Raw genomic sequence first — 24,384 nt, 5'->3', positions numbered from 1 at the left:
TCATATAGATTTTGAATTTAATAGTTTAGAAAGATGAAAGTCTGTCCACACTGTTTGTAGAAGGGACGGTGGAGGAAATGAAAAAACAAGTTATTGCTTATCTTCTTCTATTATTAATTGGTGCACAGTTACTTGTGCAGTTTGGATATATGAAAGCTGATGCAAAAGGGCCTTCAGTTATTCCGAAAGAGGCCGTTCGATTACGGATTTTAGCAAATAGTGATTCAGATAAAGACCAGGCGTTAAAGCGCAAAGTGCGTGATGAGGTAAAAGCACAAATTGATGGATGGGTAGCTGATTTAACTTCATTTGAAGAGGCACGCAAGGTCATTCAAAGTCATATTCCAGAAATCGAAAAAACAGTAGCAAATACGTTGAAAAAAGAAGGAAGTAAAGATTCATTTCAAGTGAAATTCAGTAAAAATGTAAAGTTTCCTACAAAGGTATATGGGAATTTTATTTATCCGGCAGGGGAATATGAAGCAGTCTTAATTACAATTGGGGAAGGTGAAGGGGCAAACTGGTGGTGTGTATTATTTCCACCGATGTGTTTCTTAGATTTTTCAAGTGGTACAGCTGTAAGGAAAGAAGAACATGTTGTGAAGGCTGAATCTCCTGAAGAGGAGCAAGTGAAACAAATAGATGATGAAGAAGTAGTAAATGCAGAAGAGAAAAAAGGGGATGAGGTGAAGGGAAAGAAAGTTGTAAAGCAGGAAGTTGCAAAAAAAGTAACAGCTTCTGAAAAGAAAGTAGTAAAAAATGAAACGAAAGTAGAAGAACAACCTGTAAGTAAAGAGGAAACAAAAGCTGTGGAAAAAGTGGAGAAAACTGTGGAACAAAAACAAGAAAAGCGAAATGAGTATGTAAAAGTAGAGGAGGAAGAAGAAAAGCCAGAAGTTAAGTTATTTATTGTAGAAGCTTTTACATCTTTATTCTCTAAATAGTACTATTCGTAAATCCCTTCTCATATATAAAAAAGAGGAGGGATTTATTATGAAGAAGGTATATTTTGCGACGAAGGCAGATGTGGAAAGATTGCATTCTTTTTTCGGACAAGCTAATAAAAAAGATGATAAAATAAATGAGTTGTACGCACAGTTTATGATTTTGGAAGAGGCGGAAGAAATACGGGCAGTCATCGGATATGAACAAAGTGAAGAAAACGCACTTATTCGTTCTTGTTTATTCACACCTAATGTGGATAAACAGACTTTCTTATATTTTTTTGAAATGTTTTTGCAGTATATGAAAGAAAAAAATATTCTACAATTGTACTTACTAACAAATCATCCACAATCTATAACAATCTTTCAGTTTTTTGACTTTGTTACTATAGAGAAAGAGGACGTACCAGAGGGAATTCAACAGTTAGAACACTTTTGTAAAAATATAAAAGAGCCAAATGCAATAATACTAAATTGTCAGCTATTCACAAAGTTATCCACGGATTAATTAGGTTTATCCACATTTTGTGGATAAACCTTGTTTGTCTTTTGGATAAATCTCATAGTAAACTAAAAATAGACAAGTATTTCAGGGTAGAAAAGGACGTGGGAAAAAATGCATACAAATATGTGGGTTGTGGATAATGTTGTGGAAAGAAAAAAATATTATCCACAGTTACAAGAAGCAGCAAAATTATTAAGGGAAAATGAGGCGATTGCCTTCCCTACAGAAACGGTATATGGACTAGGTGCAAACGCGATGAATGATGAAGCGATTGCGAAAATTTTTGAGGCGAAAGGAAGGCCGAGTGATAATCCACTTATTGTCCACATCGGTACAAAATCGCAGTTAGATGGGATTGTGAAGGAAATTCCGCCAGTTGCAGAAACGTTAATGGAGCATTTTTGGCCGGGCCCTTTAACAATCATTTTACCTAGAAAAGAAGGAATTTCAGAGAAGGTAACGGCAGGACTTAATACGGTTGGAGTAAGAATGCCTGATCATCCAGTAGCTCTTGCTCTTATTGAAGAGGCAAATGTACCTGTTGCAGCACCAAGTGCGAATCGTTCAGGTCGTCCAAGCCCGACGTTAGCATCTCACGTATATGAAGATTTAAATGAGAAAATCGCAGGTATTGTAGATGGTGGTGCAACAGGAGTCGGTGTTGAATCGACTGTAATTGATTGTACGAGCGCTGTTCCAACGATATTACGCCCAGGTGGGATTACGAAAGAACAATTGGAAGCGGTGATTGGCACGGTTTCTTTAGATCCGGCTCTAAAGGATGAGAAGGAAAAACCTAAATCACCTGGAATGAAATATACACATTATGCACCGAAAGCTCCACTGAGTATTGTTGAAGGTTCACGTGAATTTATTCAGCTTATTGTGGATAAGAAAAAGGAAGAAGGATTCAAAGTCGGTGTATTAACGACAGAAGAGTATCAGCATGTATATAGCGCGGATGTTGTATTATCTTGTGGTGTTCGAAGTGATTTAGCTAGCGTTGCGACTAAATTATATGATGTACTTAGAACATTTGATGCAAGTGAAGTGGATGTTATTTTTAGTGAATCATTCCCGAATGAAGGGATAGGGAATGCCATTATGAATCGTTTAACAAAAGCGGCAGGACATCAAATTATTACTGAATCATAAGGTATGATTAGCAAACAGAATATTTCTCCTCGGATAAGCATATTTTGAAGTAGCACGTCCGAGGAGGGACATGAATGACGCTTGAACAGATAATACCTTTAATAATTATGGCGTTCGCCTTAGGGATGGATGCGTTCTCGGTGAGTCTTGGTATGGGAATGATGACCTTAAAGATAAGACAAATCCTGTATATCGGTGTGACGATAGGGATATTTCATATTATCATGCCATTTATAGGGATGGTATTAGGTCGTTTTTTATCAGAGCAGTATGGAGACATTGCACATTTTGCTGGTGCTATTTTATTAATAGGATTAGGATTTTATATTGTGTATTCCTCTATTTTAGAGAATGAAGAAACTAGAACAGCCCCTATTGGAATTAGTTTATTTGTATTTGCATTTGGTGTTAGTATAGATAGTTTTTCAGTAGGGCTTAGTCTTGGTATTTACGGTGCACAGACAATTATTACGATATTACTCTTTGGATTTGTTAGTATGTTATTAGCGTGGGTTGGTTTATTCATTGGTAGGCATGCGAAAGGTATGCTCGGTACATATGGTGAGATAGTAGGTGGTATCATTTTGGTTGGATTTGGGTTATATCTCCTTTTTCCTATATAATTTTAAGGGGGAGGGCGTTATGAACACGTTATTGGAATGGTATATTCGATTTGTAACTTTTTTTCCGAGATGGTTACGGCTGCTTATTATTTGGGGTGTTATTTTACAAATTTCAATTTTAGGTTGGATTAAATTAATTCGCGAATGATAAGATAGTTCCTTTCTGTGCATAGTTTTGTTTGTACTATACTGATTGCGCTAAAAAATTACAATATAGAAAGGATGAGATGGATGACGAGGTTGAAGCAAGTTTTTGGTGTTATTATTAGTTTTTTTGTTTTTTGGTTTAGTATGCTCGGTGTACAAATGTTTGCTGAGTTTTTAGATATTGAGTCATTGAAGTTTGTTGCGGGGAAAACGGAGGCAGCGCGTGCTTTTTATTCTCCATACCCGTTTTTAATTGTTTTTCTTATTACATTGCTTTCCCTTTACTTCTTCGTAATTAAGCTTGGGAAACCGAAAAAAGAGAAATTCCCGAATTTAGAGGAAAAAAAGGAAGAATTACAATGATAAAATCCCCTGCTATTTAGCAGGGGATTTTTATGTTTAAGTGATGGAAGGAATCGAGCCGCCTTTACTTTTAGATATTATCTAGCTCCAGCGGCTAGAATGGTCGGTGGCTTCGCGTCTTCCTGCGAGGCAAAAAGCGCCTCTACGTCAGAAGCTCCATCCTCCTTCCATTCTGAACGAGCCGCTTCCGCTTTTAGATATTATCCAGTTCCAGTGGCCAGCTCTTCGCATCTAAGAACCTCCCGCACTAAAGGTAAAAAGCACCTTTTGTGCGAGAGAACCTTAGCTGGTCAGAGCTAAACGAGCCCCTTCCACTTTTAAACTGGCCTCACTAATTCAAATTGTTCTCCTAGTTTTGCGTAGTTGTGTCCTGCTAGGCGGCTTACTGGTTTTAGTCCTTCTGCATGAATGCGTCCATTTTCGTATAGGTGTTCTGCGACGTGGAAACGAACGACGCGTCCGATTAGTAGATCGCAAGCCGGTGAGTCTTCTGTTCCGCCGAGAGGGATTGCACGTTCTAGTACGCATTCCATTCGAATATTTGCTTCTTTTACACCTGGAACGGAGATGACATCACTTTCAATTGGTGTTAATTTTGCTAGTTCAATTTCACTTTCATTTGGAGGGAGATTAGCTGCTGTTTCGTTAATTGCCGCTACGTATGATTCATCAGAGATATGTACGACAAATTCCCCTTTTTCAATTGCGTTTCGGGAAGTGTCTTTTCTTTCTCCAGCTTTTCGTTGTACAGAAACTGAAATCAGTGGTGGATTAGCAGCGACAATATTGAAATAACTATATGGTGCGCCGTTTAATACGCCGTCTTTTGTTACAGAAGTAACGAATGCGACAGGGCGTGGGATGATACTTCCCGTTAATAATTTGTAATTCTCTTTTTCCGATTGTTCATTTGGATTAATGGATAACATGATTGAAATCCCCTTTCTAAATATGACGACTTATTGTTTGTTTACAAGATGTTAGTGGAAAACTCCTGCTGAAAATAATATTTTTATTACATAAAAAGAACTTACTTCAACCATAATGAAGTAAGTTCCACCTAAATAATCTCGAATTCAAGATAAAAATTATAGTAAAACGTATGCGCCAGGACCGATTAAAGCTACACCGATAGCAACGGCGATTAACATTAAGTTATATTCATATCCGTTTTGTGTTACCCAGTAACCATTTTTTCCGTGAACAGTGAAGATCGCCATTAACATTGTTCCAACGATAAATAATGAACCAACTACAATGAAAATACCTGATGCGAATAAGAAACCACCTAATAATTCAGTTGCGCCAGCCATAAATGCCATAAATACACCAGGGCGTAAACCAATTGATTCCATCCAGCCACCTGTTCCTTTTAAACCGTAACCGCCGAACCAACCAAATAATTTTTGAGCACCATGACCCATGAATGTAATACCTATAATAAGACGAATAATAAGAAGACCGAAATCCATCATTTTTGAAAACCTCCTAAAAGTTATTAACTTACCTTACGTAAGTAATAATAAAATAGTTACTTACTTTAGTCAAGTGGATTTCGAAAAAAGTTTGAAAAAAATTTTACAAATTAACAACAAAAAATAAAATGTAGTAAAGACCTCTAGACAAGTTAGGTAAAAAAAGAGAAAATATAAGTAGAAGTTAACTTCTTATTGTTATTCAGACAATCAGAATTGACTGGAATTTTGTGAGACGCTACAATAAGAGTCTAGTAGTAATGACGTAATTTATTTCGAAAGCGTTTTTACAGTATAATATTCGAAGTATGAGGTCTTACGTTTATTCTGATCTTTAATAGAGATTGCCCTATAAACTTTTAGGTAAATTATAAGGAGGACTATCCTATGTTTAAAAAATTATTCGGTCTTGGTTCAAAAACAAATGAAGAAACAATCGTAGCTCCATTAACTGGAGCAGTGAAAAATATTGAAGAAGTACCAGATCCAGTATTCGCTGGTCGTATGATGGGTGACGGTGTTGCAATCGATCCTACTGAAGGTGTAGTTGTATCTCCAGTTGATGGCGAAATCGTACAATTATTCCACACGAAACATGCAATTGGAATTAAAGCGAAAAACGGTACAGAAATTTTAATCCACGTTGGATTAGAAACTGTAAAAATGGAAGGTGAAGGTTTCGAAGCTCACGTTTCTGAAGGACAAGCTGTAAAAGCTGGAGATAAATTAATCTCATTCGACTTAGAATTAATTCGTGAAAAAGCGAAAAGCACAATTACTCCAATCGTTATTACAAACACAGATGCAGCTGAGTCTATTAAGACAACTGTAGGTGTAACTGCTACAAAAGGTTCAACAGAAGTAATGAAAGTTACAATGAAATAATTATCACATGAAAGGAATCCGTTTCGTATGAAATGGATTCCTTATTTTGTTTTGTAGTCTGTTCCTTATATATGGTAAAATACTTTGGGCACTTGGAAATAGGGTTTCACATATATGTGGATAAGGCGCATTTTTCTTAGAAAAAATATAAGAGAAATGCGCCTTTCGTATATTCACATTTCTTTTGTTCTATTGTAATGTACGATATGATAAATGGTAGGAAATAGAGAAAAGGGGTGGGTTTAGATGAAACGAGTATTATTTGTTTGCACTGGAAATACATGCCGTAGTCCGATGGCTGAGGCGTTACTGCGCCATTATGGGGAAGGTAAGTTTGAAGTGCAATCTGCTGGTGTTTTCGCCTATCCTGGAAGTGATGCGTCGGTACATGCAAAGGAAGCTTTAGCTGAAAAGGGAATTGCAATCGATCATGCTTCGCAGCAGGTAAACGAAGCCTTAATTGATTGGGCAGATATTGTAGTAACAATGACGGAAAACCATAAGCAAATTATCCTTGGGCATTATCCGAGTGTTGAAGGGAAAGTAGATACATTATATGGAGTAACTGAGGGGATGGGTAAGGATATTTCAGATCCATTCGGCGGCTCTCTTTCTATTTATAAAGAAACGTTAGAAGAGATGGAAAAACTTGTACAAACTTTACTGAAAAAACATTCAGAAGGTTGATGTTTCGTGTATAATACGATATTGGAGATCACTTCGTCCCATTAAAGGATCAAGTGAGAAATGAAGATAATGGATTGAAACTTTGGAGGGGTAAAAATGAAAGTAGTAGTAGCATCTGATCACGGCGGTATGAATATCCGTAAAGAACTTGTAAGCTTATTAGAAGAGTTAAATATTGAATATATTGATTTAGGTTGTGAATGTGAAGCTGGTTCTGTTGATTACCCTGATTTTGCGTTTCCAGCGGCTGAAATGGTAGCGAATGGCGAAGTAGACCGTGGTATTTTAGTTTGTGGGACAGGCATCGGTATGTCAATTGCTGCAAACAAAGTAAATGGTATTCGTTGTGCGTTAGTTCATGATACTTTCAGTGCGAGAGCAACGAGAGAGCATAACGATACAAACATGTTAGCAATGGGTGAGCGTGTAATTGGTGCTGGTCTAGCACGTGACATCGCAAAAATTTGGTTAACAACTGAATTTGAAGGTGGCCGTCATGAAAACCGCGTAGGAAAAATTAAAACATACGAAGCAAAGTAATAGATTCTAACTAGAAGCAGTAGGAAATATAATTTGGTGAACCAACCTGTGAAAGGAAGAGGCGTAATGACAGAAATCGTAAAGGTAAGAGAACAGCTACAAATTTCGCTTTCTGATTTCCAAGAACAAGCTTCATTACAAAGTGGTCAAATTTTTGTAGTGGGATGTAGTACGAGCGAAGTGCTAGGAGAAAGAATTGGGACATCAGGAACGATGGAAGTAGCAGAGGCGATTTTTTCTGAGTTAAAACAATTTCAAGAGCAAACAGGTATTGAGTTGGCGTTTCAATGTTGTGAGCATTTAAACCGTGCTTTAGTAGTTGAGAAAGAGTTGGCGATGAAATATCAATTTGAAATTGTAACAGTTACGCCTGTTAGATCAGCAGGTGGTGCATTAGCAACATATGCTTATCACAATTTGAAAGATCCGGTAGTAATTGAGTTTATTAAAGCAGATGCGGGAATGGATATTGGTGATACATTTATCGGTATGCATTTAAAGCACGTAGCTGTTCCGGTTCGTACTAGTGTGAAGGAAATTGGAAGTGCACATGTAACGATGGCAACAACACGTGGAAAACTAATTGGTGGAGCACGTGCTGTTTATGTGGCGAAGGAAGAGACTATCACTTGCCGTTAAAGTTACGAATAAGGTATGTTGTCTGACTTTATCATAGAAGAAAGAAAAGACCGATTTTCGGTCTTTTTTTTCTTTTATGATATAGAAAGTCATGTTAGAATGTAGTTGAAAACATGAAGGTTCGAAAGAATTACAACCTGAATTTTCGTTTTTTCTGAATAAATAAGAAAAAACTGTTGGGAATCGATGTAATTCGTTCAGAAAAGGGGGATTTTGGTGGATCATTTAAAACGTCAAGATGAAAAGGTATTTGCTGCAATTGAGGCAGAACTAGGAAGACAGCGTTCGAAGATTGAGTTAATTGCTTCGGAAAACTTCGTAAGTGAAGCAGTAATGGAGGCGCAAGGTTCTGTTTTAACGAATAAGTATGCTGAAGGGTATCCTGGGAAACGTTACTATGGTGGTTGTGAACACGTAGACGTAGTAGAAGATATCGCACGTGATCGCGTGAAAGAAATTTTCGGCGCAGAGCACGTAAATGTTCAACCGCATTCTGGTGCACAAGCGAACATGGCAGTATACTTCACGATTTTAGAGCAAGGCGATACAGTACTTGGTATGAATTTATCTCATGGTGGTCACTTAACACACGGAAGCCCTGTTAACTTCAGTGGAGTACAATATAATTTCGTAGAATATGGCGTGGATGCTGAATCTCACCGTATTAATTATGATGATGTATTAGCAAAAGCGAAAGAACATAAACCAAAATTAATCGTTGCAGGTGCAAGTGCATACCCTCGTGTTATCGATTTCAAACGATTCCGTGAGATTGCAGATGAAGTGGGCGCATACTTAATGGTTGATATGGCACATATCGCAGGTTTAGTAGCGGCTGGTTTACATCCAAATCCAGTGCCACATGCACATTTCGTTACAACAACAACACATAAAACATTACGTGGTCCACGTGGTGGTATGATTTTATGTGAAGAGCAATTTGCAAAACAAATTGATAAATCAATCTTCCCTGGTATTCAAGGTGGTCCACTTATGCACGTAATCGCTGCAAAAGCTGTTGCGTTTGGTGAGGCACTTCAAGATGATTTCAAAACATATGCACAAAATATCATTAACAATGCGAACCGCTTAGCTGAAGGTCTTCAAAAAGAAGGACTAACACTTGTTTCTGGCGGAACAGACAATCACTTAATCTTAATTGATGTTCGTAACCTAGAAATCACAGGTAAAGTAGCAGAGCACGTATTAGACGAAGTTGGTATTACAGTGAACAAAAATACAATTCCATTTGAAACAGCAAGCCCATTTGTAACAAGTGGTGTACGTATCGGTACAGCAGCTGTAACATCTCGTGGTTTCGGTTTAGAAGAAATGGATGAAATTGCGTCACTTATTGCTTACACATTAAAAAATCATGAAAATGAAGCTGCATTAGAAGAAGCACGTAAGCGTGTAGAAGCGTTAACGAGCAAATTCCCAATGTACACAGGTCTATAATAGATTGAAGAAGGCTGCTGAGACGTAATTGTTTTAGCAGTCTTTTTTGTGGACATATATTGTTCTTTAAGTATGTATACAAATGATGAATAAATTTTGGCGATATAATGAAGGATACAGCTCCCATAATTGGTAAAGATACTAGATAGATTCATCGGAAATCATGACTTTCCCAAATTTGCCCTTGAATATTAGTAGCGTTTTCTTTACAATCGTAAATAGTGTAAAAAAGCGTGCAAACGCATGAATATCATCTAAAGGAGAGATTCACATGGGAAAACTGTATGTATTTGATCACCCGTTAATTCAACATAAGATTACATATATTCGCGACAAGAATACAGGTACGAAAGATTTTCGTGAATTAGTGGACGAAGTAGCAAGCTTAATGGCTTTTGAAATTACTCGCGACCTTCCACTTAAAGACATTGAAATTGAGACGCCTGTAAGCAAAGCGACAACAAAAGTGATCGCTGGTAAAAAACTTGGTTTAATTCCGATTTTACGTGCAGGTTTAGGAATGGTTGATGGAATTCTGAAATTAATTCCAGCAGCAAAAGTAGGACACGTTGGCTTATACCGCGACCCTAAAACATTGCAACCGGTAGAATACTATGTGAAACTTCCAACGGATGTAGAAGAGCGTGACTTTATCGTACTAGATCCGATGCTAGCAACAGGTGGTTCTGCAGCTGAAGCAATTAACTCTCTGAAAAAGCGCGGCGCAAAACAAATTAAATTAATGTGTATCGTTGCAGCTCCAGAAGGAGTAAAAGTAGTACAAGAAGAACATCCTGATGTTGATATTTATGTAGCAGCATTAGATGAGAAATTAAATGACCACGGATATGTAGTACCAGGTCTTGGTGATGCTGGTGACCGTTTATTCGGAACGAAGTAAGACAACTGACGAGCAGGGGGATTCCTCGGCTCGTCTTTTTTTGATGTAAGCAAGTAGGGGAGGGGAGAGGATAAATATACATAGTATATACAACATAAGTTGCATACACATCACATATAATATAGAAGTCTTACGTCTAAAGAGCACTATATTATGGAAGGAAAGCGTTATATCGTAAAAATATAATAGTGACAAACTTGTGAACATTTCCTTCTATTATAAAGAGAAAACTGTTAGAAATTGCATATCTCTAACCAGTATTTAGAAGGGGAACGTTTTCATTTTTGGGAGGAAATGACTAATACTCAAATTTTTTGATTTTTTACGATTTCTCGTTGACACTGTTAATACCCTATTGTATGCTAACAACGGGGATAGATGGTAGGGCTTTCAGTGACAAAAATACATCTATTCCGTGACGAAAATGTAAACTTTTTATTTTGTATAGGATTTATGCAAAAAAATGAGTTATTATTAACACATCGTGAATGAGGGTTACATATTGGAGGGATGAATCCTTGCAAAAAAACGATCGCAGCCATATAAAAGCTTATGCTTTAATGTCAGGTATTCTTGCTCAGTTAGTCGGTTCTATTCTTGTTGGGATCTTTGGTGGGCAGTGGATTGATAATAAGGTTGGAACGTTTCCATTGTTTCTTATTATAGGGTTATTACTCGGATTAGGAACAGGGGTATACGCAATGATTCGACTCATTCGACATTACTATTCGGGAGAGCAATGATGATAGACGTACATGGACTTGTCCAAAGACAAAAGAAATATATGTACTACTTGCTTGCGCTTCTAGTGCTAGGATGGGGATTCACCTCTTACAAGGATGTATTTCTTGGACTGATTATCGGGACGATTTTCAGTTTTCTTAGTTTGCGCATCATTGCACGTAGAACAGACAAGCTGTTGGATCGCGTGACAAATGGAGAAAACGTGAAGTTTAAGGCGACAGCGGTAAGTACATATTCAAGATTCGCCACGATAGGGTTATTAATTTTATTTGCAGCCAAATATCAAGAGTTAATTGCGATGTGGGGCTTAGGTGTAGGATTGCTGACAGGATACCTTGTCATGATCATAGATTTTCTTTATTTAGAGTATAAGAGCAGGGAAGAGAGGTGAATTACTAGTGGAACACGGTAAATTAGTTGAATTTCTAGGTTTAACGTTCGATTTGTCATCAGTTATGATGGTTACTGTAGCAGCAGTTATTGTTTTCTTAATCGCTGTTATCGGAACTCGCAGCTTAGCTCTTCGCCCAACAGGAATGCAAAACTTCATGGAATGGGTGTTTGACTTCGTGAAAGGGATTATCAATAGTACGATGGACTGGAAAACAGGTGGACGTTTCTTAACGCTTGGCGTTACGCTTATCATGTTTATCATCGTATCGAACTTCCTTGGTTTACCATTCATGTATTCAGCAACTGAAGCTGGCGAACATATTGCATGGTGGAGATCACCAACGTCTGATCCAGCAGTTACATTAACATTAGCCGTGATGGTAGTTACCCTCACCCATTATTATGGAATTAAGATGAAGGGTACGAAAGAATACGTAAAAGGTTATTTCCAACCTATGAAATTCTTATTCCCATTAAAGGTTATTGAGGAGTTTGCTAACACATTAACGTTAGGTCTTCGTTTATTTGGTAACATTTATGCAGGTGAGATCTTATTAGGATTACTTGCTAAGCTGGGCGGAGCATCATTCCTTGGAGCATTAGGTGCACTTGTGCCGATGTTAGCATGGATGGGATTCAGTGTATTCGTTGGATCAATCCAAGCATTTATTTTTGTTATGTTAACGATGGTTTATATGGCTCATAAAGTAAGTCATGACCATTAATATAATTTAAGTAAGAAAAAATTTATTTTTTTATAATACAAAGGAGGACAAATTAAATGAGTTTAGGTGTAATCGCAGCTGCAATTGCAATTGGTTTATCAGCATTAGGTGCAGGTATTGGTAACGGTCTTATCGTATCACGTACAATCGAAGGTGTTGCTCGTCAACCAGAATTAAAAGGCGCACTTCAAACAATTATGTTCATCGGGGTTGCTTTAGTTGAGGCACTTCCAATCATCGGTGTAGTTATTGCATTCATCGTAATGAACAAATAAGGGAGACTCCCCTTACATAGATGGCGAAGAGTGTTTTTCCGAACTTTCTTCGCCATTGCTTTATGAACGAAACGTATGTCTTTTTTTTTCATATGATCAATTTAGATATTTTGAAGGGAGTGAATCCTTGTGCCAACTTTATTATTAGGGGCTGCCATTCCATTTGGAACGATTGCTTATACATTGTTCATTTTCTTACTTCTATTAGTAATGCTACGCAAATTCGCGTGGGGTCCTTTAATGGGGATTATGAAAGAACGTGAAGAGCATGTTACTAATGAAATCGACGCTGCAGAAAGAAGTAACGCTGAAGCGAAGAAGTTAGTAGAAGAACAACGTGAAATGTTAAAACAATCACGTGTTGAAGCACAAGAGTTAATCGAAAGAGCGAAAAAACAAGCTGTAGATCAAAAGGATGCTATTGTTGCTGCTGCGAAAGAAGAAGCAGAATCAATTAAAGCATCTGCTGTACAAGAAATTCAACGCGAAAAAGAGCAAGCGATTGCTGCTTTACAAGAACAAGTTGCTTCTTTATCTGTTCAAATTGCTTCTAAAGTAATTGAAAAAGAATTAAAAGAAGAAGATCAAGTGAAGTTAATTCGCGATTATATTAAAGAAGTAGGAGAAGCGCGATGAGCAATGGGATTGTAGCAAAACGTTATGCTGTCGCTCTTTTTAAAATTGCTAAAGAAAAACACGTATTAGAAATGTTTGAAGAGGAATTACGCCTTGTACAAAACGTTTATGTAAAGAACGGAGAACTACATAGCTTTTTAACGCAACCGAACATTTCAAAGGAACAAAAGAAGACGTTTCTTGCAAACGTATTCGGGTCTGTTTCTGAATCTATTTTAAATACGTTATATATTTTAATTGATAACAAGCGCATTGATATCTTACCTGAAATTGCAGATGAATATGTTGTTCTTGCTAATGAAGAACGTAACGTAGCGGACGCAACTGTATATTCTACTCGTCTTCTATCAGAAGAAGAGAAGCTTAACATTGCAGAAGCATTTGCAAAGAGAACAGGAAAAGATGCAATTCGCGTAAAAAATGTTGTAGATGAAGATTTACTAGGCGGCATTAAAGTACGTATTGGAAATCGCATTTATGACGGAAGTTTACAAGGAAAATTAGCACGTATTCAGCGTGAATTAATGAAGAATAGATAGGGGTGAAGCACATGAGCATCAGAGCTGAAGAAATTAGCGCACTGATAAAGCAACAAATCGAGAACTATCAGTCTGAAATCGAAGTTAGTGATGTTGGTACAGTTATCCAAGTTGGTGACGGTATCGCGCGTGCTCATGGTCTTGATAACGTTATGGCTGGTGAACTTGTAGAGTTCTCTAACGGCGTTATGGGACTAGCACAAAATTTAGAGGAAAACAACGTAGGTATTATCATTTTAGGACCTTACACAGAAATCCGTGAAGGTGACGAAGTTCGTCGTACTGGTCGCATCATGCAAGTACCAGTAGGAAAAGAACTAATTGGTCGTGTTGTAAACCCATTAGGTCAACCAGTTGATGGTTTAGGCCCAATCAATACAACAAACACTCGTCCAATCGAAAGTCCAGCACCAGGTGTAATGGATCGTAAATCTGTTCATGAGCCACTTCAAACAGGTATTAAAGCGATCGACGCTCTTGTACCAATTGGCCGTGGTCAACGTGAGTTAATCATCGGTGACCGTCAAACAGGTAAAACAGCAGTTGCACTAGATACAATCATTAACCAAAAAGATGAAGATATGATTTGTATTTACGTAGCTATCGGACAAAAAGAATCAACTGTACGTAACGTAGTAGAAACACTACGTAAGCATGGTGCATTAGAGTACACAATCGTTGTAACTGCATCTGCTTCTCAACCAGCTCCATTATTATACCTAGCTCCTTACGCTGGTGTAACAATGGGTGAAGAGTTCATGTACAATGGTAAACACGTATTAGTAGTATATGATGACTTATCAAAACAAGCAGCAGCTTACCGTGAGCTGTCATTACTATTACGTCGTCCTCCAGGTCGTGAAGCTTACCCAGGGGATGTATTCTACTTACATTCTCGCTTATTAGAGCGTGCAGCAAAATTAAGTGATGCAAAAGGCGGCGGTTCTTTAACTGCACTACCTTTCATCGAAACACAAGCAGGGGACGTATCAGCTTACATCCCAACAAACGTAATCTCGATTACGGATGGACAAATCTTCTTACAATCTGACCTATTCTTCTCTGGCGTACGTCCAGCGATCGATGCGGGTACTTCTGTATCTCGTGTAGGTGGATCTGCTCAGATTAAAGCAATGAGTAAAGTATCAGGTACACTTCGTCTTGACCTTGCATCTTACCGTGAGTTAGAAGCGTTCGCTCAGTTCGGTTCTGACTTAGATAAAGCAACTCAAGCGAAACTAAACCGTGGTGCTCGTACTGTTGAGGTATTAAAACAAGGATTACACAAACCGTTACGTGTAGAGAAACAAGTTATCATTCTTTACGCTTTAACACGTGGATTCCTAGATGATATCCCAGTAGTAGATATCACTCGTTTCGAAGAAGAATTCCATGCTTGGTTAGATTCTAATGCGACTGACTTATTAGAAGAAATCCGCACAACTAAGAAACTTGCGGATGACGATAAATTTGCAGCAGCAATTAATGGATTTAAAAAAGTATTCGTAGCTTCTGAATAATAAAAAGTGAAGCCGACTGTTCAGCCCCATCGGCTAAGAGGCGGAGCTAGATAATATATATAAAGGCATCTCGGGCTTTGGGATTGCCGACGGTTGTGAAAGGAAAAGAGTAGGTGCACCTATTCTTTTCCTTCAATCATGAGCAAGAATATCTTGCAACGTAGATTAGGAAGAGGATTCTTACTAATCGTGCCAACTTCCGGAAAAAAGGTGGTGAAAACCTGTGGCATCTTTACGCGATATAAAAGCGAAGATTAACTCGACAAAGAAAACGAGTCAAATTACGAAAGCGATGGAGATGGTATCTGCATCTAAGTTAAACCGTGCAGAGCAAAATGCTAAATCTTTCGTTCCGTATATGGAAAAGATTCAAGAAGTAGTAGCGAGCATTGCGCAAGGAAGTAAAGGAATTAATCATCCAATGCTAAATGCGCGTCCTGTAAAGCGTACAGGATACATCGTTATTACATCTGATCGCGGACTAGCAGGTGGTTATAACAGTAACGTATTACGTACAGTAAGTAACGTAATTCGTGAACGTCATAATATGGATTCAAACCAATATTCAATTATTGTGCTTGGACGACTAGGACGTGATTATTTAAAACGTCGCGGCTTTAACATTATTGATGAAGTAGTTGGATTATCTGATCACCCATCATTCACTGATATTAAAGACCTTGCTTCTCGAGCAATTGCGATGTTCGCAGATGGTGCTTATGATGAGCTGTATATTTACTACAACCATTACGTAAGTAAAATTTCACAAGAAGTAACGGAAAATAAAATTTTACCGCTTACTGATGTGGCGTCTGATAAACCGACGACAGCTTATGAATTCGAACCTTCTGAAGAAGAAATTTTAAAAGTACTATTGCCACAATACGCAGAAAGCTTAGTGTACGGTGCATTACTAGATGGTAAAGCAAGTGAGCACGCAGCGCGTATGACAGCAATGAAGAGTGCTACAGACAACGCAATGGAAGTTATCGATTCACTTACACTTTCATTCAACCGTGCGCGTCAGGCAGCGATTACGCAAGAAATTACGGAAATCGTTGGTGGAGCAGCAGCGTTAGAGTAGTAATAAAAAGTGGAAGCGGCTCGTCCAGAACAGAAGGGCATTGGAGCTCCTGACGAAGAGGCGTAGTTTGCCTCGCAGGAAGGCGCGAAATGACCGACTGTTCTAGCCGCTGGAACTAGATTCAATAAAAAGCGTAGGTGGCTTGCCCAGAAGGGGAGGGCATTGGAACTCCTGACAAAGAGGCGTTCTTTGCCTCGTAGGAAGGGGTGAAATGACCGACCCTTCTAGCCACCGGAGCTAGATTCAATAAAAAGCGGAAGCGGCTCATTCAAAAGAGCCGCGTAAGCTTATAAACCAATAAAAAATTAAAAGCTAACTGCTCGTAGAAAGTTGGCTAATTAAAAGAAAGCTAGGAGGGAACCCGATGAATAAAGGGCGCGTTACGCAAATCATGGGTCCGGTTGTAGACGTTAAGTTTGATGGCGGAAAGCTACCAGAAATCTACAACGCCCTTACGGTAAAACAGAGCAACGAAAACGGAACAAGCATTAACTTAACATTTGAAGTTGCACTTCATTTAGGTGATGACACAGTTCGTACAGTTGCAATGTCTTCCACAGATGGACTTGTTCGTGGCACAGAAGTAGAAGATACTGGTAAAGCAATCTCTGTACCAGTTGGTGATGCAACACTTGGTCGTGTATTTAACGTATTAGGTGATGCAATTGACTTAGATGGTGAGGTTCCTGCGGATGTACGCCGTGATCCAATTCACCGTCAAGCACCTGCATTCGAAGAATTATCTACTAAAGTAGAAATTCTTGAAACTGGTATTAAAGTAGTAGACTTACTTGCTCCTTACATTAAGGGTGGTAAGATCGGTCTATTCGGTGGTGCCGGTGTAGGTAAAACAGTATTAATTCAGGAATTAATCAACAACATCGCACAAGAACACGGTGGTATCTCTGTATTCGCTGGTGTAGGTGAGCGTACTCGTGAGGGTAATGACTTATACCACGAAATGAGCGATTCTGGCGTAATTAAGAAAACTGCGATGGTATTCGGACAAATGAACGAGCCACCTGGAGCACGTCAACGTGTTGCGTTAACAGGTTTAACAATGGCTGAGCATTTCCGTGATGAGCAAGGACAAGACGTTCTTCTGTTCATCGATAATATCTTCCGTTTCACGCAAGCAGGTTCTGAAGTATCTGCCCTTCTTGGTCGTATGCCATCTGCGGTAGGTTACCAACCAACACTTGCAACAGAAATGGGTCAATTACAAGAGCGTATTACATCTACAAATAAAGGGTCTATCACGTCTATCCAAGCGGTATATGTACCAGCCGATGACTATACTGACCCAGCACCAGCTACAACGTTCGCTCACTTAGATGCAACAACAAACTTAGAGCGTCGTTTAACACAAATGGGTATTTACCCAGCCGTAGATCCATTAGCATCTACATCTCGTGCACTTTCTCCAGAAATCGTAGGAGAAGAGCATTATGAAGTGGCTCGTCAAGTACAGCAAACTTTACAACGTTACAAAGAGCTTCAAGATATCATCGCTATCTTAGGTATGGATGAGTTATCTGAAGAAGATAAGTTAGTTGTACATCGTGCTCGTCGTATTCAATTCTTCTTATCTCAAAACTTCCACGTAGCGGAGCAGTTTACAGGTCAAAAAGGTTCTTACGTACCTGTAAAAGAAACAGTTCGTGGTTTCAAAGAAATTCTAGAAGGAAAATATGATGACCTTCCAGAAGATGCATTCCGCTTAGTTGGTAGCATTGAAGAAGTTATTGAAAACGCGAAGAAAATGATGGCGTAAGGCCTTAGGAGGGACGAAGTATGAAGACATTTCCAGTCAGTATTGTAACTCCTGATGGACCGGTTTACGAAAAAGAAGTAGAAATGGTAAGTGTAAAAGCAGAGAGTGGGGAAATGGGGATTTTACCAGGTCACATTCCAACTGTTGCACCATTAAAAATTAGTGCAGTTCGTCTGAAAAATGGTGGACACACTGATTATGTAGCAGTAAGTGGTGGCTTTATCGAAGTTCGTCCAGATAAAGTAACTGTATTATCATCATCTGCTGAAGAAGCAAACCATATCGATATCCATCGTGCAAATGAAGCGAAGCGTCGTGCGGAGCAACGTCTGCAAGATAAACAAGCACATGTTGACTTTAAACGTGCAGAAATGGCATTACAACGTGCTGTGAACCGTTTAAACGTTTCCGATATGAAATAAAAAATTCGTAAAGGCTTTGCCTTTACGGATTTTTTTATGGATTTTATGGATAATTTTACAAAAATGGTATAATTATATCAGTGCTCGTATAAGTAGAAAATGTACAACAATTTATAAAGGAGATGAATAAATGATTGGTGAAATGAAACGAGAAGCATTGCAATCTTTAAAAGGAAAATGGGGACTAGGTGTTGGATCAACGATTTTATATCATATTATAAGTTATGTCGTTTCAATGGCTGTAATGCTTATACTATTAATTCCAGTAGTTATAATAGTTCTTTTATTGTCTATTTCAACTGGTTCCATTGAAGAAGACACGATGGCAATTGGAGCTGCTATTACGTTTGGGCTTTTTTACTGCCTTATGATAATTTTAAGTTATGCGGCTTATGGCATTACCTCATACGGTTATACAAATTTGTTTCTACAAATAAGTAAACGAGAAGATGCTAGAGTAGATTATTTATTTGAAGGATTTCGTGGTTTTAAAAGAATGATGAAAACAATGTGGGCTATGCTTGCAATTTTGTTATATACAGGTACATGGGTTCCAATGCTAGGAACGATTGTATGTGGGATATTAGGATTCTTTGATGAGAGTGCAAACCCATCATTCATAATCGTTTTCTTTGTTTTATTAGCTATTTCGTTTGTTGTAATGGCTATTTTGTATTTTTCATATTCGATGACATATTATGTGATGGTTGAAAAACCAGAATATAGTGTTTCGCAGGCAATGAAAGAAAGTAAGAATCTGATGAAGGGGCACAAATTAGATCTATTTCTTTTATGGCTAAGCTTTATAGGTTGGGCAATTTTAGCGATTTTTACACTTGGAATAGGTTTTCTATGGCTTAGTCCGTATGTGAGTACAACGACAGCGCATTTTTATCGCTACATTTCAAAGGGTGAATTGCAGTAGGAGTATGCTATACTAATAGAATTATTGTGTATAGGAGGCGAGGCTAAACATGATTAGTGATTTAAAAGGAGAAGCGCTGGATTCATTAGAAGGGAAATGGGGCTTAGCTGTCGGGGCAACATTACTGATTTCGATTCTTCTTACGACCTTTAGTTTTAGTATTGAGTGGGTATTTTCTTCAATTTTTGATTGGAAAGAAACGAAAAATTCAATTTCAATAAATATCATGACGTTTTTTGTTACTGGTCCTTTAACTTTAGGTGGATATTATCTTGCTTTAAATATCCTTCGTGAAAAGCAAGCTAGTATCGGTAATGTGTTCATTTGGTTTTCAGAGGGAAAGAGATTTTTAAAATCATTTTTATTATATTTATTAGTAAATTTTTATCTTTTCTTATGGACGTTACTGTTCATTATCCCAGGCATTATTAAATCATTTTCTTATGCGATGACGTACTTTATAATAAATGATCACCCTGAGTATTCCATAAATCAAGCGATTACAGAAAGCCGTCGTATGATGGATGGGCATAAGATGGAGTATTTCATTTTATGTTTGAGCTTTATTGGTTGGTTTATATTAAGTTGTATTACACTGGGGATTGGATTCTTATGGCTAATTCCATATTTTTATACGACGTCAGCAGCCTTTTATGAAGAGATTGCAGAGGAATATTACGAGAAAAAAATTCCGACATTGTAAAGTGAGCGGGACACCCTGCGTCGATGAATCGTTTTACTGTCCGCAAATAGCATGATAAAAACACCCAGTATGAGCTATTGGTTCATACTGGGTGTTTTTTGTAGAAATTTTATAAATTGATGACTAGTAAGTGGTTTACTGAAATAGTAACCTTGCATATATTTACAGTTGTTCTTTTGTAGAAACTTAAGTTGTTTTTCTGTTTCAATTCCTTCAGCAACGACAGATAGGTTTAAAGTATTTGCAAGAGAAAGGATAGTGGAAACGATGGCCCTTTCTTCAGGGCGATGATCGGCCAGTTGTGTAAATTCTCTCGGTACTTTTAATGTATCAATAGGGAAAATGGATAAATAAGCAAGAGAAGAATAGCCGGTTCCGAAGTCATCAATGGACGTTTGAATACCATATTCCTTTAATTGTTTTAGCTTGGATAACGTTTCCTTTTCATCGATCATTGCAATTCGTTCGGTTAATTCAAGTGTTACATCTTTTGGATCGACTTTAACGTCTGTTATTATTTGTAAAATTTTCTCAATTAAATTATTTTGCTGGAACTCTTTAGCTGATAAGTTAACACTTATTTTTAAATCTTTGTAGCCAAAAGTATGCCATATTTTTAGCTGACGACAAGATTCATTTAATACCCAATGACCGAGTGGAATGACTTGGGGAGTTTCCTCTACAATTGGAATGAACTCACATGGCGGAATGTCACCTAGGAGTGGGTGTTTCCAGCGTAGCAATGCTTCGGCACCAATGATCTTTTTCTTCGTAATATCAATTTGTGGTTGATAGACGAGATAAAATTCTTCGTTTACTAAAGCGAGTGGTAAATCTTTTTCAATTCGAGCTTTTCGTTCCATTTTTTTATACAATTCTTTCGTGTACAGAGAGCTACCATTTTTTCCTTTATTTTTTGCTTCGTACATGGCCATATCAGCATGTTGTAAAATTGATAACGGATCTTCACCTGCTTCAGGGTATATTGCTATCCCAATGCTCGGTGAGATTTGTAAATGTTGATTTTCAATTTCAAATGGTTCGTTCATGGCTGCTACAATTGTATCAGCTATTTTTTTTACATCTGGCCTCTTTTTATAATTTTCGATAAGGAGTGTGAACTCATCTCCAGCTAATCGGGCAAGCTTCATATTGGGTGTCGCTATACTTTCGAGTCTTTTTGCTACTGCAATTAATAGAAGGTCTCCTACCCTGTGACCGAGGGTATCGTTAATAACTTTAAAGCGATCTAGGTCAAGAAACATAACAGCAAAAGGCATTTTTGATATTTTGGATCGCGCAATTGCTTGTTCTACATATTGATGAAATGCACGTCGATTTGCAAGCTCTGTTAGCGTATCATGATATGCTAGAAAATTAATTTGTTCCTGTTGTTGTTTGCTTTCCGTAATATCTTTAATCATTAAATAAACTCCAGAAATATGATCCTTTAAAAAGATAGGAACAGCTGTCACATGCAAGTAGTAAATATCTCTATTTTTATGATATGCCCGTATTTCTAAAGAAATAGATTTCCCCTTTTTTACGCGATGAAAGGCATTAATGATTTCTTCCAAATCTTCTTCATACGTAAGTGAATAGTAAGGCTGATTTAATAATTCATTCGTTTGATAACCGAGTAAAGTCGTACCAGCGTTATTCACTTTAAGAAAATTACCGTATAAATCTAATGTGAAAATGGGATCTGGATGATGCTCGTATAAAGATTTAAACATTTGTTGGTTATGATATAGTTCATTTTTTTGTTCTACTAAATCTTCTGTACGCAGTTCAATTTGTTTTTCGAGTTCTGAGTTGAATTGCATTTGGGCTAATAATAATATTTTATTTTGCTTGCGAACTAAACTATGGCGAATGAGAACGAAGGAGAAAGTTATCATAAGCCCGATTACTACAATAGGCGCAAAAACGTATTCGACTAATATGAAAACAATAAGCATTATGACAGAAATATAAGGTAACGATAATCTGATTGATTCCCCAAGTTTAGGTGTTAATAGCACTTGTTCTTGTTTTTCAGGTTCTTTTGTATGAAGAATACAGGCGATTGCTACTAGCACTAAAGTTACTTGATAGAGTGGAGTAATTGTAAACATAGAATATTCGGGCGTGAAGTATTTAATATAAGCATAAATCGCATCTGTAGTCGCATACAAAATTAAAGCACTACCAAGGAGCGCACCGACTTTTTTCGGTAATAAGGAAAGTGGTTTGAATAAAAGGTTAATTCCTATGAGAAAAAAGAGTAAATCGGTCATTGGATAGGTAAGTTGAACAAATATGTCGATATAGGATGTTGAAGAAATGTAAATGGTTCGTTCAATAAGTAAGTAGTAACTTAAAGTGAACTGTGCTGTAACAATAATACAAATATCACATATCATAAAAAGCTTTTCTAATAAATCTCGGTTATAAATGATTTCATATAGAAAGGCAAATGCAAAGCTAATTAAAAAAAGTAGATAAAAAAAATCAGACGGATCAACGAATGTATAGTAGTCCTTTAAAATTAAACGTTGATAGGCAACGATGATATCACCAATGAAATAAGAGAGGGTTCCAACACATAAAATGGTCCAAAATAAACGAGGTAACCCTTCTTTCATGTTTGAAAAATAAAGTATATAACTACAAGCGATAATATCAATGAATAATGTACTCATACCAATTAATATTTGAAAAGGAAATGAGTATTCATATAGAAAAGGCATTGTCACGTAATGAATCATTATAGACAACAATAGAATGCTTATAAGAATGCTTACATGTGTTTGTTTTTTCATTTATCTCACCCACAATATATACATATAGATTCCTCTTTTTATTTTTTATAGTTTCTATACTTATTTTGTACAGGTATGGCCAGTTATAAAAATAGATTTTAATAATTCTCGTTTCTGTCCCCAACATATCGACATAGGAATTTGAAGTTTGCTATAATGATTAAAATAGTTGCATTATTTAGAAAAATTTAAAAATAATAATTACTGCAACTAGGACATATTGTTTACTAAGTGAACTTGTTCTTAATTTAGGGGGGAGGGTTTCACAATGGCAAGTGTATATGAAAATAGTTATATGATTGTTTTGATTTTCTTGCTATTAGGCATATTGCTTCCGGTAGTGGCTCTTACATTAGGACGGATGCTGCGCCCAAATAAACCAAGTGCAGCGAAAGCGACGACGTATGAGAGTGGGATTGAGCCTTTTCATGATGCAAATATTCGGTTTCATGCTCGTTATTATATTTTTGCTTTATTGTTTGTCATCTTTGATGTAGAAACTTTATTTTTATATCCATGGGCTGTTGCATATGACAAGCTCGGTTTATTTGCACTGATTGAAATGTTCATTTTTGTTGTAATGTTGCTAGTTGGGTTAGCGTATGCTTGGAAAAAGAAGGTGTTACAATGGTTATAAATTTTGAGGAATTACATCCAAATGAGCGAGCGGAATTAGAACGAAATATCTTTTTTTCTACATTGGAACAGTTAAAGGGATGGGCGCGAAGTAATTCTTTATGGCCAATGACATTTGGACTGGCATGTTGCGCAATTGAAATGATGGGAGTAGGTTCATCACATTATGATTTAGATCGATTTGGGTCATTTTTTCGGACTTCACCAAGGCAATCGGACGTTATGATTGTGTCGGGAACGGTAACGAAGAAGATGGCTCCTATTGTTCGGCGCTTATATGATCAAATGCCTGAACCAAAATGGGTTATTGCAATGGGATCTTGTGCGACAGCAGGTGGTCCATACGTAAATTCGTACGCTGTTGTAAAAGGTGTAGATCAAATTATACCAGTTGACGTGTATATCCCTGGTTGCCCACCCAATCCCGCTGCTTTAATTTATGGAATTAATAAATTAAAAGAAAAAATTCGTTACGAGGCAAAGACGGGGAAGCAGGTGACGAATAAATGAGTGATCCAAACAAAGATTTAGAGGATTTGAAAAGAGAAGCGGCTAGGCGTGCGAAAGAAGAGGCGAGAAAGCGTCTCGTTGCGAAACATGATGCGGAAATAAGTAAACTTGAGGAAGAAAATCAAGAAAAAGAGAAAGCGCTACCAAAAAATAATGGTATGACTGTGGAAGAAGCGAAACGTCGTGCAGCAGCAGCCGCAAAAGCGAAAGCGGCGGCGCTAGCAAAACAAAAAAGAGAAGGAATGGAAGAAGTAACAGAAGAAGAAAAGGCCAAAGCAAAGGCGAAGGCAGCAGCAGCCGCAAAAGCGAAAGCGGCGGCGCTAGCAAAACAAAAAAGAGAAGGAATGGAAGAAGTAACAGAAGAAGAAAAGG

30 protein-coding genes and 1 pseudogene are annotated in these 24,384 nt (G+C 37.6%); 28 read left to right on the top strand and 3 right to left on the bottom strand.

Annotated elements, in window-relative coordinates:
- Positions 1-77 precede the first annotated feature (77 nt).
- The 6 genes from spoIIR (at position 78) to AC0NJG_RS26390 (ending at position 3,737) form a co-directional block, all read left to right on the top strand.
- Positions 78-944 carry a stage II sporulation protein R gene (gene spoIIR, locus AC0NJG_RS26415; protein ID WP_088326497.1) on the top strand — a complete coding sequence of 289 codons (867 nt, stop codon included), beginning with the start codon at positions 78-80 and terminating at the stop codon, positions 942-944.
- Between the two features lie 49 nt (positions 945-993).
- Positions 994-1,452 (top strand): GNAT family N-acetyltransferase, encoded by a 459-nt coding sequence (locus AC0NJG_RS26410; RefSeq protein WP_474063631.1) that lies wholly within the window; start codon positions 994-996, stop codon positions 1,450-1,452.
- A 108-nt stretch (positions 1,453-1,560) separates the two neighbouring features.
- Positions 1,561-2,604, top strand: coding sequence for an L-threonylcarbamoyladenylate synthase (locus AC0NJG_RS26405; RefSeq protein ID WP_048552893.1), 1,044 nt, complete (start codon positions 1,561-1,563; stop codon positions 2,602-2,604).
- A gap of 74 nt (positions 2,605-2,678) precedes the next feature.
- Positions 2,679-3,227 carry a manganese efflux pump MntP gene (locus tag AC0NJG_RS26400; protein ID WP_071725954.1) on the top strand — a complete coding sequence of 183 codons (549 nt, stop codon included), beginning with the start codon at positions 2,679-2,681 and terminating at the stop codon, positions 3,225-3,227.
- A gap of 19 nt (positions 3,228-3,246) precedes the next feature.
- Positions 3,247-3,375 carry a hypothetical protein gene (locus AC0NJG_RS26395; protein WP_001094280.1) on the top strand — a complete coding sequence of 43 codons (129 nt, stop codon included), beginning with the start codon at positions 3,247-3,249 and terminating at the stop codon, positions 3,373-3,375.
- Between the two features lie 83 nt (positions 3,376-3,458).
- Positions 3,459-3,737, top strand: coding sequence for a DUF3935 domain-containing protein (locus AC0NJG_RS26390; RefSeq protein ID WP_000197486.1), 279 nt, complete (start codon positions 3,459-3,461; stop codon positions 3,735-3,737).
- A gap of 317 nt (positions 3,738-4,054) precedes the next feature.
- Here the strand turns inward: AC0NJG_RS26390 and AC0NJG_RS26385 are convergent, their stop codons facing one another.
- Positions 4,055-4,666, bottom strand: a complete 612-nt coding sequence (locus AC0NJG_RS26385; RefSeq protein ID WP_000949041.1) for a flavin reductase family protein — start codon at positions 4,664-4,666, stop codon at positions 4,055-4,057.
- 159 nt (positions 4,667-4,825) lie between these two features.
- Positions 4,826-5,212 (bottom strand): DoxX family protein, encoded by a 387-nt coding sequence (locus tag AC0NJG_RS26380; RefSeq protein ID WP_087955177.1) that lies wholly within the window; start codon positions 5,210-5,212, stop codon positions 4,826-4,828.
- Positions 5,213-5,599: 387 nt separating this feature from the next.
- On the opposite strand from AC0NJG_RS26380, the gene AC0NJG_RS26375 reads away from it, so the two are divergent.
- From AC0NJG_RS26375 to AC0NJG_RS26285, 19 genes are all read left to right on the top strand, one after another.
- Entirely contained in the window at positions 5,600-6,097 is a 498-nt protein-coding gene (locus tag AC0NJG_RS26375) for a PTS sugar transporter subunit IIA (protein ID WP_000473666.1), read from the top strand.
- A gap of 246 nt (positions 6,098-6,343) precedes the next feature.
- Positions 6,344-6,784 (top strand): low molecular weight protein arginine phosphatase, encoded by a 441-nt coding sequence (locus AC0NJG_RS26370; protein ID WP_087955176.1) that lies wholly within the window; start codon positions 6,344-6,346, stop codon positions 6,782-6,784.
- A gap of 96 nt (positions 6,785-6,880) precedes the next feature.
- Complete coding sequence (gene rpiB, locus AC0NJG_RS26365; protein ID WP_000869919.1) at positions 6,881-7,324, top strand: ribose 5-phosphate isomerase B; 444 nt, start codon at positions 6,881-6,883, stop codon at positions 7,322-7,324.
- Positions 7,325-7,390: 66 nt separating this feature from the next.
- Complete coding sequence (locus AC0NJG_RS26360) at positions 7,391-7,963, top strand: TIGR01440 family protein (RefSeq protein ID WP_087955175.1); 573 nt, start codon at positions 7,391-7,393, stop codon at positions 7,961-7,963.
- Positions 7,964-8,179: 216 nt separating this feature from the next.
- Positions 8,180-9,421, top strand: coding sequence for a serine hydroxymethyltransferase (glyA, locus tag AC0NJG_RS26355; protein WP_140168593.1), 1,242 nt, complete (start codon positions 8,180-8,182; stop codon positions 9,419-9,421).
- A 271-nt stretch (positions 9,422-9,692) separates the two neighbouring features.
- Positions 9,693-10,322 carry a uracil phosphoribosyltransferase gene (upp, locus tag AC0NJG_RS26350; protein ID WP_000517539.1) on the top strand — a complete coding sequence of 210 codons (630 nt, stop codon included), beginning with the start codon at positions 9,693-9,695 and terminating at the stop codon, positions 10,320-10,322.
- 378 nt (positions 10,323-10,700) lie between these two features.
- Positions 10,701-10,814 (top strand): DUF4024 domain-containing protein, encoded by a 114-nt coding sequence (locus AC0NJG_RS26345; RefSeq protein ID WP_000232961.1) that lies wholly within the window; start codon positions 10,701-10,703, stop codon positions 10,812-10,814.
- Positions 10,815-10,840: 26 nt separating this feature from the next.
- Positions 10,841-11,065, top strand: a complete 225-nt coding sequence (locus tag AC0NJG_RS26340; protein ID WP_001171223.1) for an AtpZ/AtpI family protein — start codon at positions 10,841-10,843, stop codon at positions 11,063-11,065.
- Positions 11,065-11,457, top strand: a complete 393-nt coding sequence (locus tag AC0NJG_RS26335; protein ID WP_000567600.1) for an ATP synthase subunit I — start codon at positions 11,065-11,067, stop codon at positions 11,455-11,457. The genes AC0NJG_RS26340 and AC0NJG_RS26335 overlap by 1 nt, the downstream gene beginning before the upstream one ends.
- Before the next feature lie 7 nt (positions 11,458-11,464).
- Complete coding sequence (gene atpB / locus AC0NJG_RS26330) at positions 11,465-12,184, top strand: F0F1 ATP synthase subunit A (protein ID WP_000399870.1); 720 nt, start codon at positions 11,465-11,467, stop codon at positions 12,182-12,184.
- A gap of 56 nt (positions 12,185-12,240) precedes the next feature.
- The gene (gene atpE, locus AC0NJG_RS26325) at positions 12,241-12,459 is read left to right on the top strand and encodes a F0F1 ATP synthase subunit C (protein ID WP_000052064.1); all 219 of its coding nucleotides are present in this window, start codon (positions 12,241-12,243) and stop codon (positions 12,457-12,459) included.
- A gap of 129 nt (positions 12,460-12,588) precedes the next feature.
- Positions 12,589-13,095, top strand: a complete 507-nt coding sequence (gene atpF, locus AC0NJG_RS26320) for a F0F1 ATP synthase subunit B (protein WP_001142617.1) — start codon at positions 12,589-12,591, stop codon at positions 13,093-13,095.
- On the top strand, positions 13,092-13,634 hold the full coding sequence (atpH, locus tag AC0NJG_RS26315; RefSeq protein WP_000064683.1) for a F0F1 ATP synthase subunit delta: 543 nt from the start codon (positions 13,092-13,094) through the stop codon (positions 13,632-13,634). Before atpF ends, atpH begins: the two co-directional genes overlap by 4 nt.
- Positions 13,635-13,645: 11 nt before the next feature.
- Positions 13,646-15,154 (top strand): F0F1 ATP synthase subunit alpha, encoded by a 1,509-nt coding sequence (gene atpA / locus AC0NJG_RS26310; protein ID WP_000027518.1) that lies wholly within the window; start codon positions 13,646-13,648, stop codon positions 15,152-15,154.
- Positions 15,155-15,377: 223 nt separating this feature from the next.
- Complete coding sequence (atpG, locus tag AC0NJG_RS26305) at positions 15,378-16,238, top strand: F0F1 ATP synthase subunit gamma (RefSeq protein ID WP_000157696.1); 861 nt, start codon at positions 15,378-15,380, stop codon at positions 16,236-16,238.
- Positions 16,239-16,602: 364 nt separating this feature from the next.
- Positions 16,603-18,012: a F0F1 ATP synthase subunit beta gene (gene atpD / locus AC0NJG_RS26300; protein ID WP_001032602.1), complete on the top strand. Its 1,410-nt coding sequence runs from the start codon at positions 16,603-16,605 to the stop codon at positions 18,010-18,012.
- A 20-nt stretch (positions 18,013-18,032) separates the two neighbouring features.
- Positions 18,033-18,434, top strand: a complete 402-nt coding sequence (gene atpC, locus AC0NJG_RS26295) for a F0F1 ATP synthase subunit epsilon (protein WP_000847211.1) — start codon at positions 18,033-18,035, stop codon at positions 18,432-18,434.
- 130 nt (positions 18,435-18,564) lie between these two features.
- On the top strand, positions 18,565-19,359 hold the full coding sequence (locus AC0NJG_RS26290; protein WP_000578817.1) for a DUF975 family protein: 795 nt from the start codon (positions 18,565-18,567) through the stop codon (positions 19,357-19,359).
- 49 nt (positions 19,360-19,408) lie between these two features.
- On the top strand, positions 19,409-20,062 hold the full coding sequence (locus AC0NJG_RS26285; protein WP_087955173.1) for a DUF975 family protein: 654 nt from the start codon (positions 19,409-19,411) through the stop codon (positions 20,060-20,062).
- 74 nt (positions 20,063-20,136) lie between these two features.
- Here AC0NJG_RS26285 and AC0NJG_RS26280 read toward each other — a convergent pair whose 3' ends face one another.
- Positions 20,137-22,866: a putative bifunctional diguanylate cyclase/phosphodiesterase gene (locus AC0NJG_RS26280; RefSeq protein WP_087955172.1), complete on the bottom strand. Its 2,730-nt coding sequence runs from the start codon at positions 22,864-22,866 to the stop codon at positions 20,137-20,139.
- Between the two features lie 268 nt (positions 22,867-23,134).
- Here AC0NJG_RS26280 and nuoA point away from each other — a divergent pair, with 268 nt between their 5' ends.
- The 3 genes and pseudogenes from nuoA to AC0NJG_RS26265 form a co-directional block, all read left to right on the top strand.
- Positions 23,135-23,503: an NADH-quinone oxidoreductase subunit NuoA gene (gene nuoA / locus AC0NJG_RS26275; RefSeq protein WP_016718997.1), complete on the top strand. Its 369-nt coding sequence runs from the start codon at positions 23,135-23,137 to the stop codon at positions 23,501-23,503.
- The gene (gene nuoB / locus AC0NJG_RS26270; protein ID WP_087955171.1) at positions 23,494-24,012 is read left to right on the top strand and encodes an NADH-quinone oxidoreductase subunit NuoB; all 519 of its coding nucleotides are present in this window, start codon (positions 23,494-23,496) and stop codon (positions 24,010-24,012) included. The genes nuoA and nuoB overlap by 10 nt, the downstream gene beginning before the upstream one ends.
- Positions 24,009-24,384 (top strand): annotated as a pseudogene (locus AC0NJG_RS26265) (NADH-quinone oxidoreductase subunit C); the annotation flags it as partial. The gene nuoB and the pseudogene AC0NJG_RS26265, both read left to right, overlap by 4 nt.

The organism is Bacillus sp. SSR7, assembly GCF_055902415.1.
The sequence above is the reverse complement of the archived record's forward strand: the minus strand, read 5'-3'. Positions and strand labels throughout refer to the sequence as shown.

Coding starts and splice junctions, on each gene's coding strand:
- atpH (WP_000064683.1), top strand. CDS start 13,092: ATGAGCAATGGGATTGTAGCAAAACGTTATGCTGTCGCTCTTTTTAAA.
- AC0NJG_RS26370 (WP_087955176.1), top strand. CDS start 6,344: ATGAAACGAGTATTATTTGTTTGCACTGGAAATACATGCCGTAGTCCG.
- AC0NJG_RS26285 (WP_087955173.1), top strand. CDS start 19,409: ATGATTAGTGATTTAAAAGGAGAAGCGCTGGATTCATTAGAAGGGAAA.
- AC0NJG_RS26280 (WP_087955172.1), bottom strand. CDS start 22,866: ATGAAAAAACAAACACATGTAAGCATTCTTATAAGCATTCTATTGTTG.
- AC0NJG_RS26335 (WP_000567600.1), top strand. CDS start 11,065: ATGATAGACGTACATGGACTTGTCCAAAGACAAAAGAAATATATGTAC.
- AC0NJG_RS26380 (WP_087955177.1), bottom strand. CDS start 5,212: ATGATGGATTTCGGTCTTCTTATTATTCGTCTTATTATAGGTATTACA.
- AC0NJG_RS26390 (WP_000197486.1), top strand. CDS start 3,459: ATGACGAGGTTGAAGCAAGTTTTTGGTGTTATTATTAGTTTTTTTGTT.
- AC0NJG_RS26395 (WP_001094280.1), top strand. CDS start 3,247: ATGAACACGTTATTGGAATGGTATATTCGATTTGTAACTTTTTTTCCG.
- atpA (WP_000027518.1), top strand. CDS start 13,646: ATGAGCATCAGAGCTGAAGAAATTAGCGCACTGATAAAGCAACAAATC.
- AC0NJG_RS26410 (WP_474063631.1), top strand. CDS start 994: ATGAAGAAGGTATATTTTGCGACGAAGGCAGATGTGGAAAGATTGCAT.
- upp (WP_000517539.1), top strand. CDS start 9,693: ATGGGAAAACTGTATGTATTTGATCACCCGTTAATTCAACATAAGATT.
- AC0NJG_RS26400 (WP_071725954.1), top strand. CDS start 2,679: ATGACGCTTGAACAGATAATACCTTTAATAATTATGGCGTTCGCCTTA.
- atpE (WP_000052064.1), top strand. CDS start 12,241: ATGAGTTTAGGTGTAATCGCAGCTGCAATTGCAATTGGTTTATCAGCA.
- AC0NJG_RS26360 (WP_087955175.1), top strand. CDS start 7,391: ATGACAGAAATCGTAAAGGTAAGAGAACAGCTACAAATTTCGCTTTCT.
- spoIIR (WP_088326497.1), top strand. CDS start 78: ATGAAAAAACAAGTTATTGCTTATCTTCTTCTATTATTAATTGGTGCA.
- nuoA (WP_016718997.1), top strand. CDS start 23,135: ATGGCAAGTGTATATGAAAATAGTTATATGATTGTTTTGATTTTCTTG.
- rpiB (WP_000869919.1), top strand. CDS start 6,881: ATGAAAGTAGTAGTAGCATCTGATCACGGCGGTATGAATATCCGTAAA.
- AC0NJG_RS26345 (WP_000232961.1), top strand. CDS start 10,701: ATGGTAGGGCTTTCAGTGACAAAAATACATCTATTCCGTGACGAAAAT.
- atpC (WP_000847211.1), top strand. CDS start 18,033: ATGAAGACATTTCCAGTCAGTATTGTAACTCCTGATGGACCGGTTTAC.
- nuoB (WP_087955171.1), top strand. CDS start 23,494: ATGGTTATAAATTTTGAGGAATTACATCCAAATGAGCGAGCGGAATTA.
- AC0NJG_RS26290 (WP_000578817.1), top strand. CDS start 18,565: ATGATTGGTGAAATGAAACGAGAAGCATTGCAATCTTTAAAAGGAAAA.
- AC0NJG_RS26405 (WP_048552893.1), top strand. CDS start 1,561: ATGCATACAAATATGTGGGTTGTGGATAATGTTGTGGAAAGAAAAAAA.
- AC0NJG_RS26385 (WP_000949041.1), bottom strand. CDS start 4,666: ATGTTATCCATTAATCCAAATGAACAATCGGAAAAAGAGAATTACAAA.
- atpD (WP_001032602.1), top strand. CDS start 16,603: ATGAATAAAGGGCGCGTTACGCAAATCATGGGTCCGGTTGTAGACGTT.
- AC0NJG_RS26375 (WP_000473666.1), top strand. CDS start 5,600: ATGTTTAAAAAATTATTCGGTCTTGGTTCAAAAACAAATGAAGAAACA.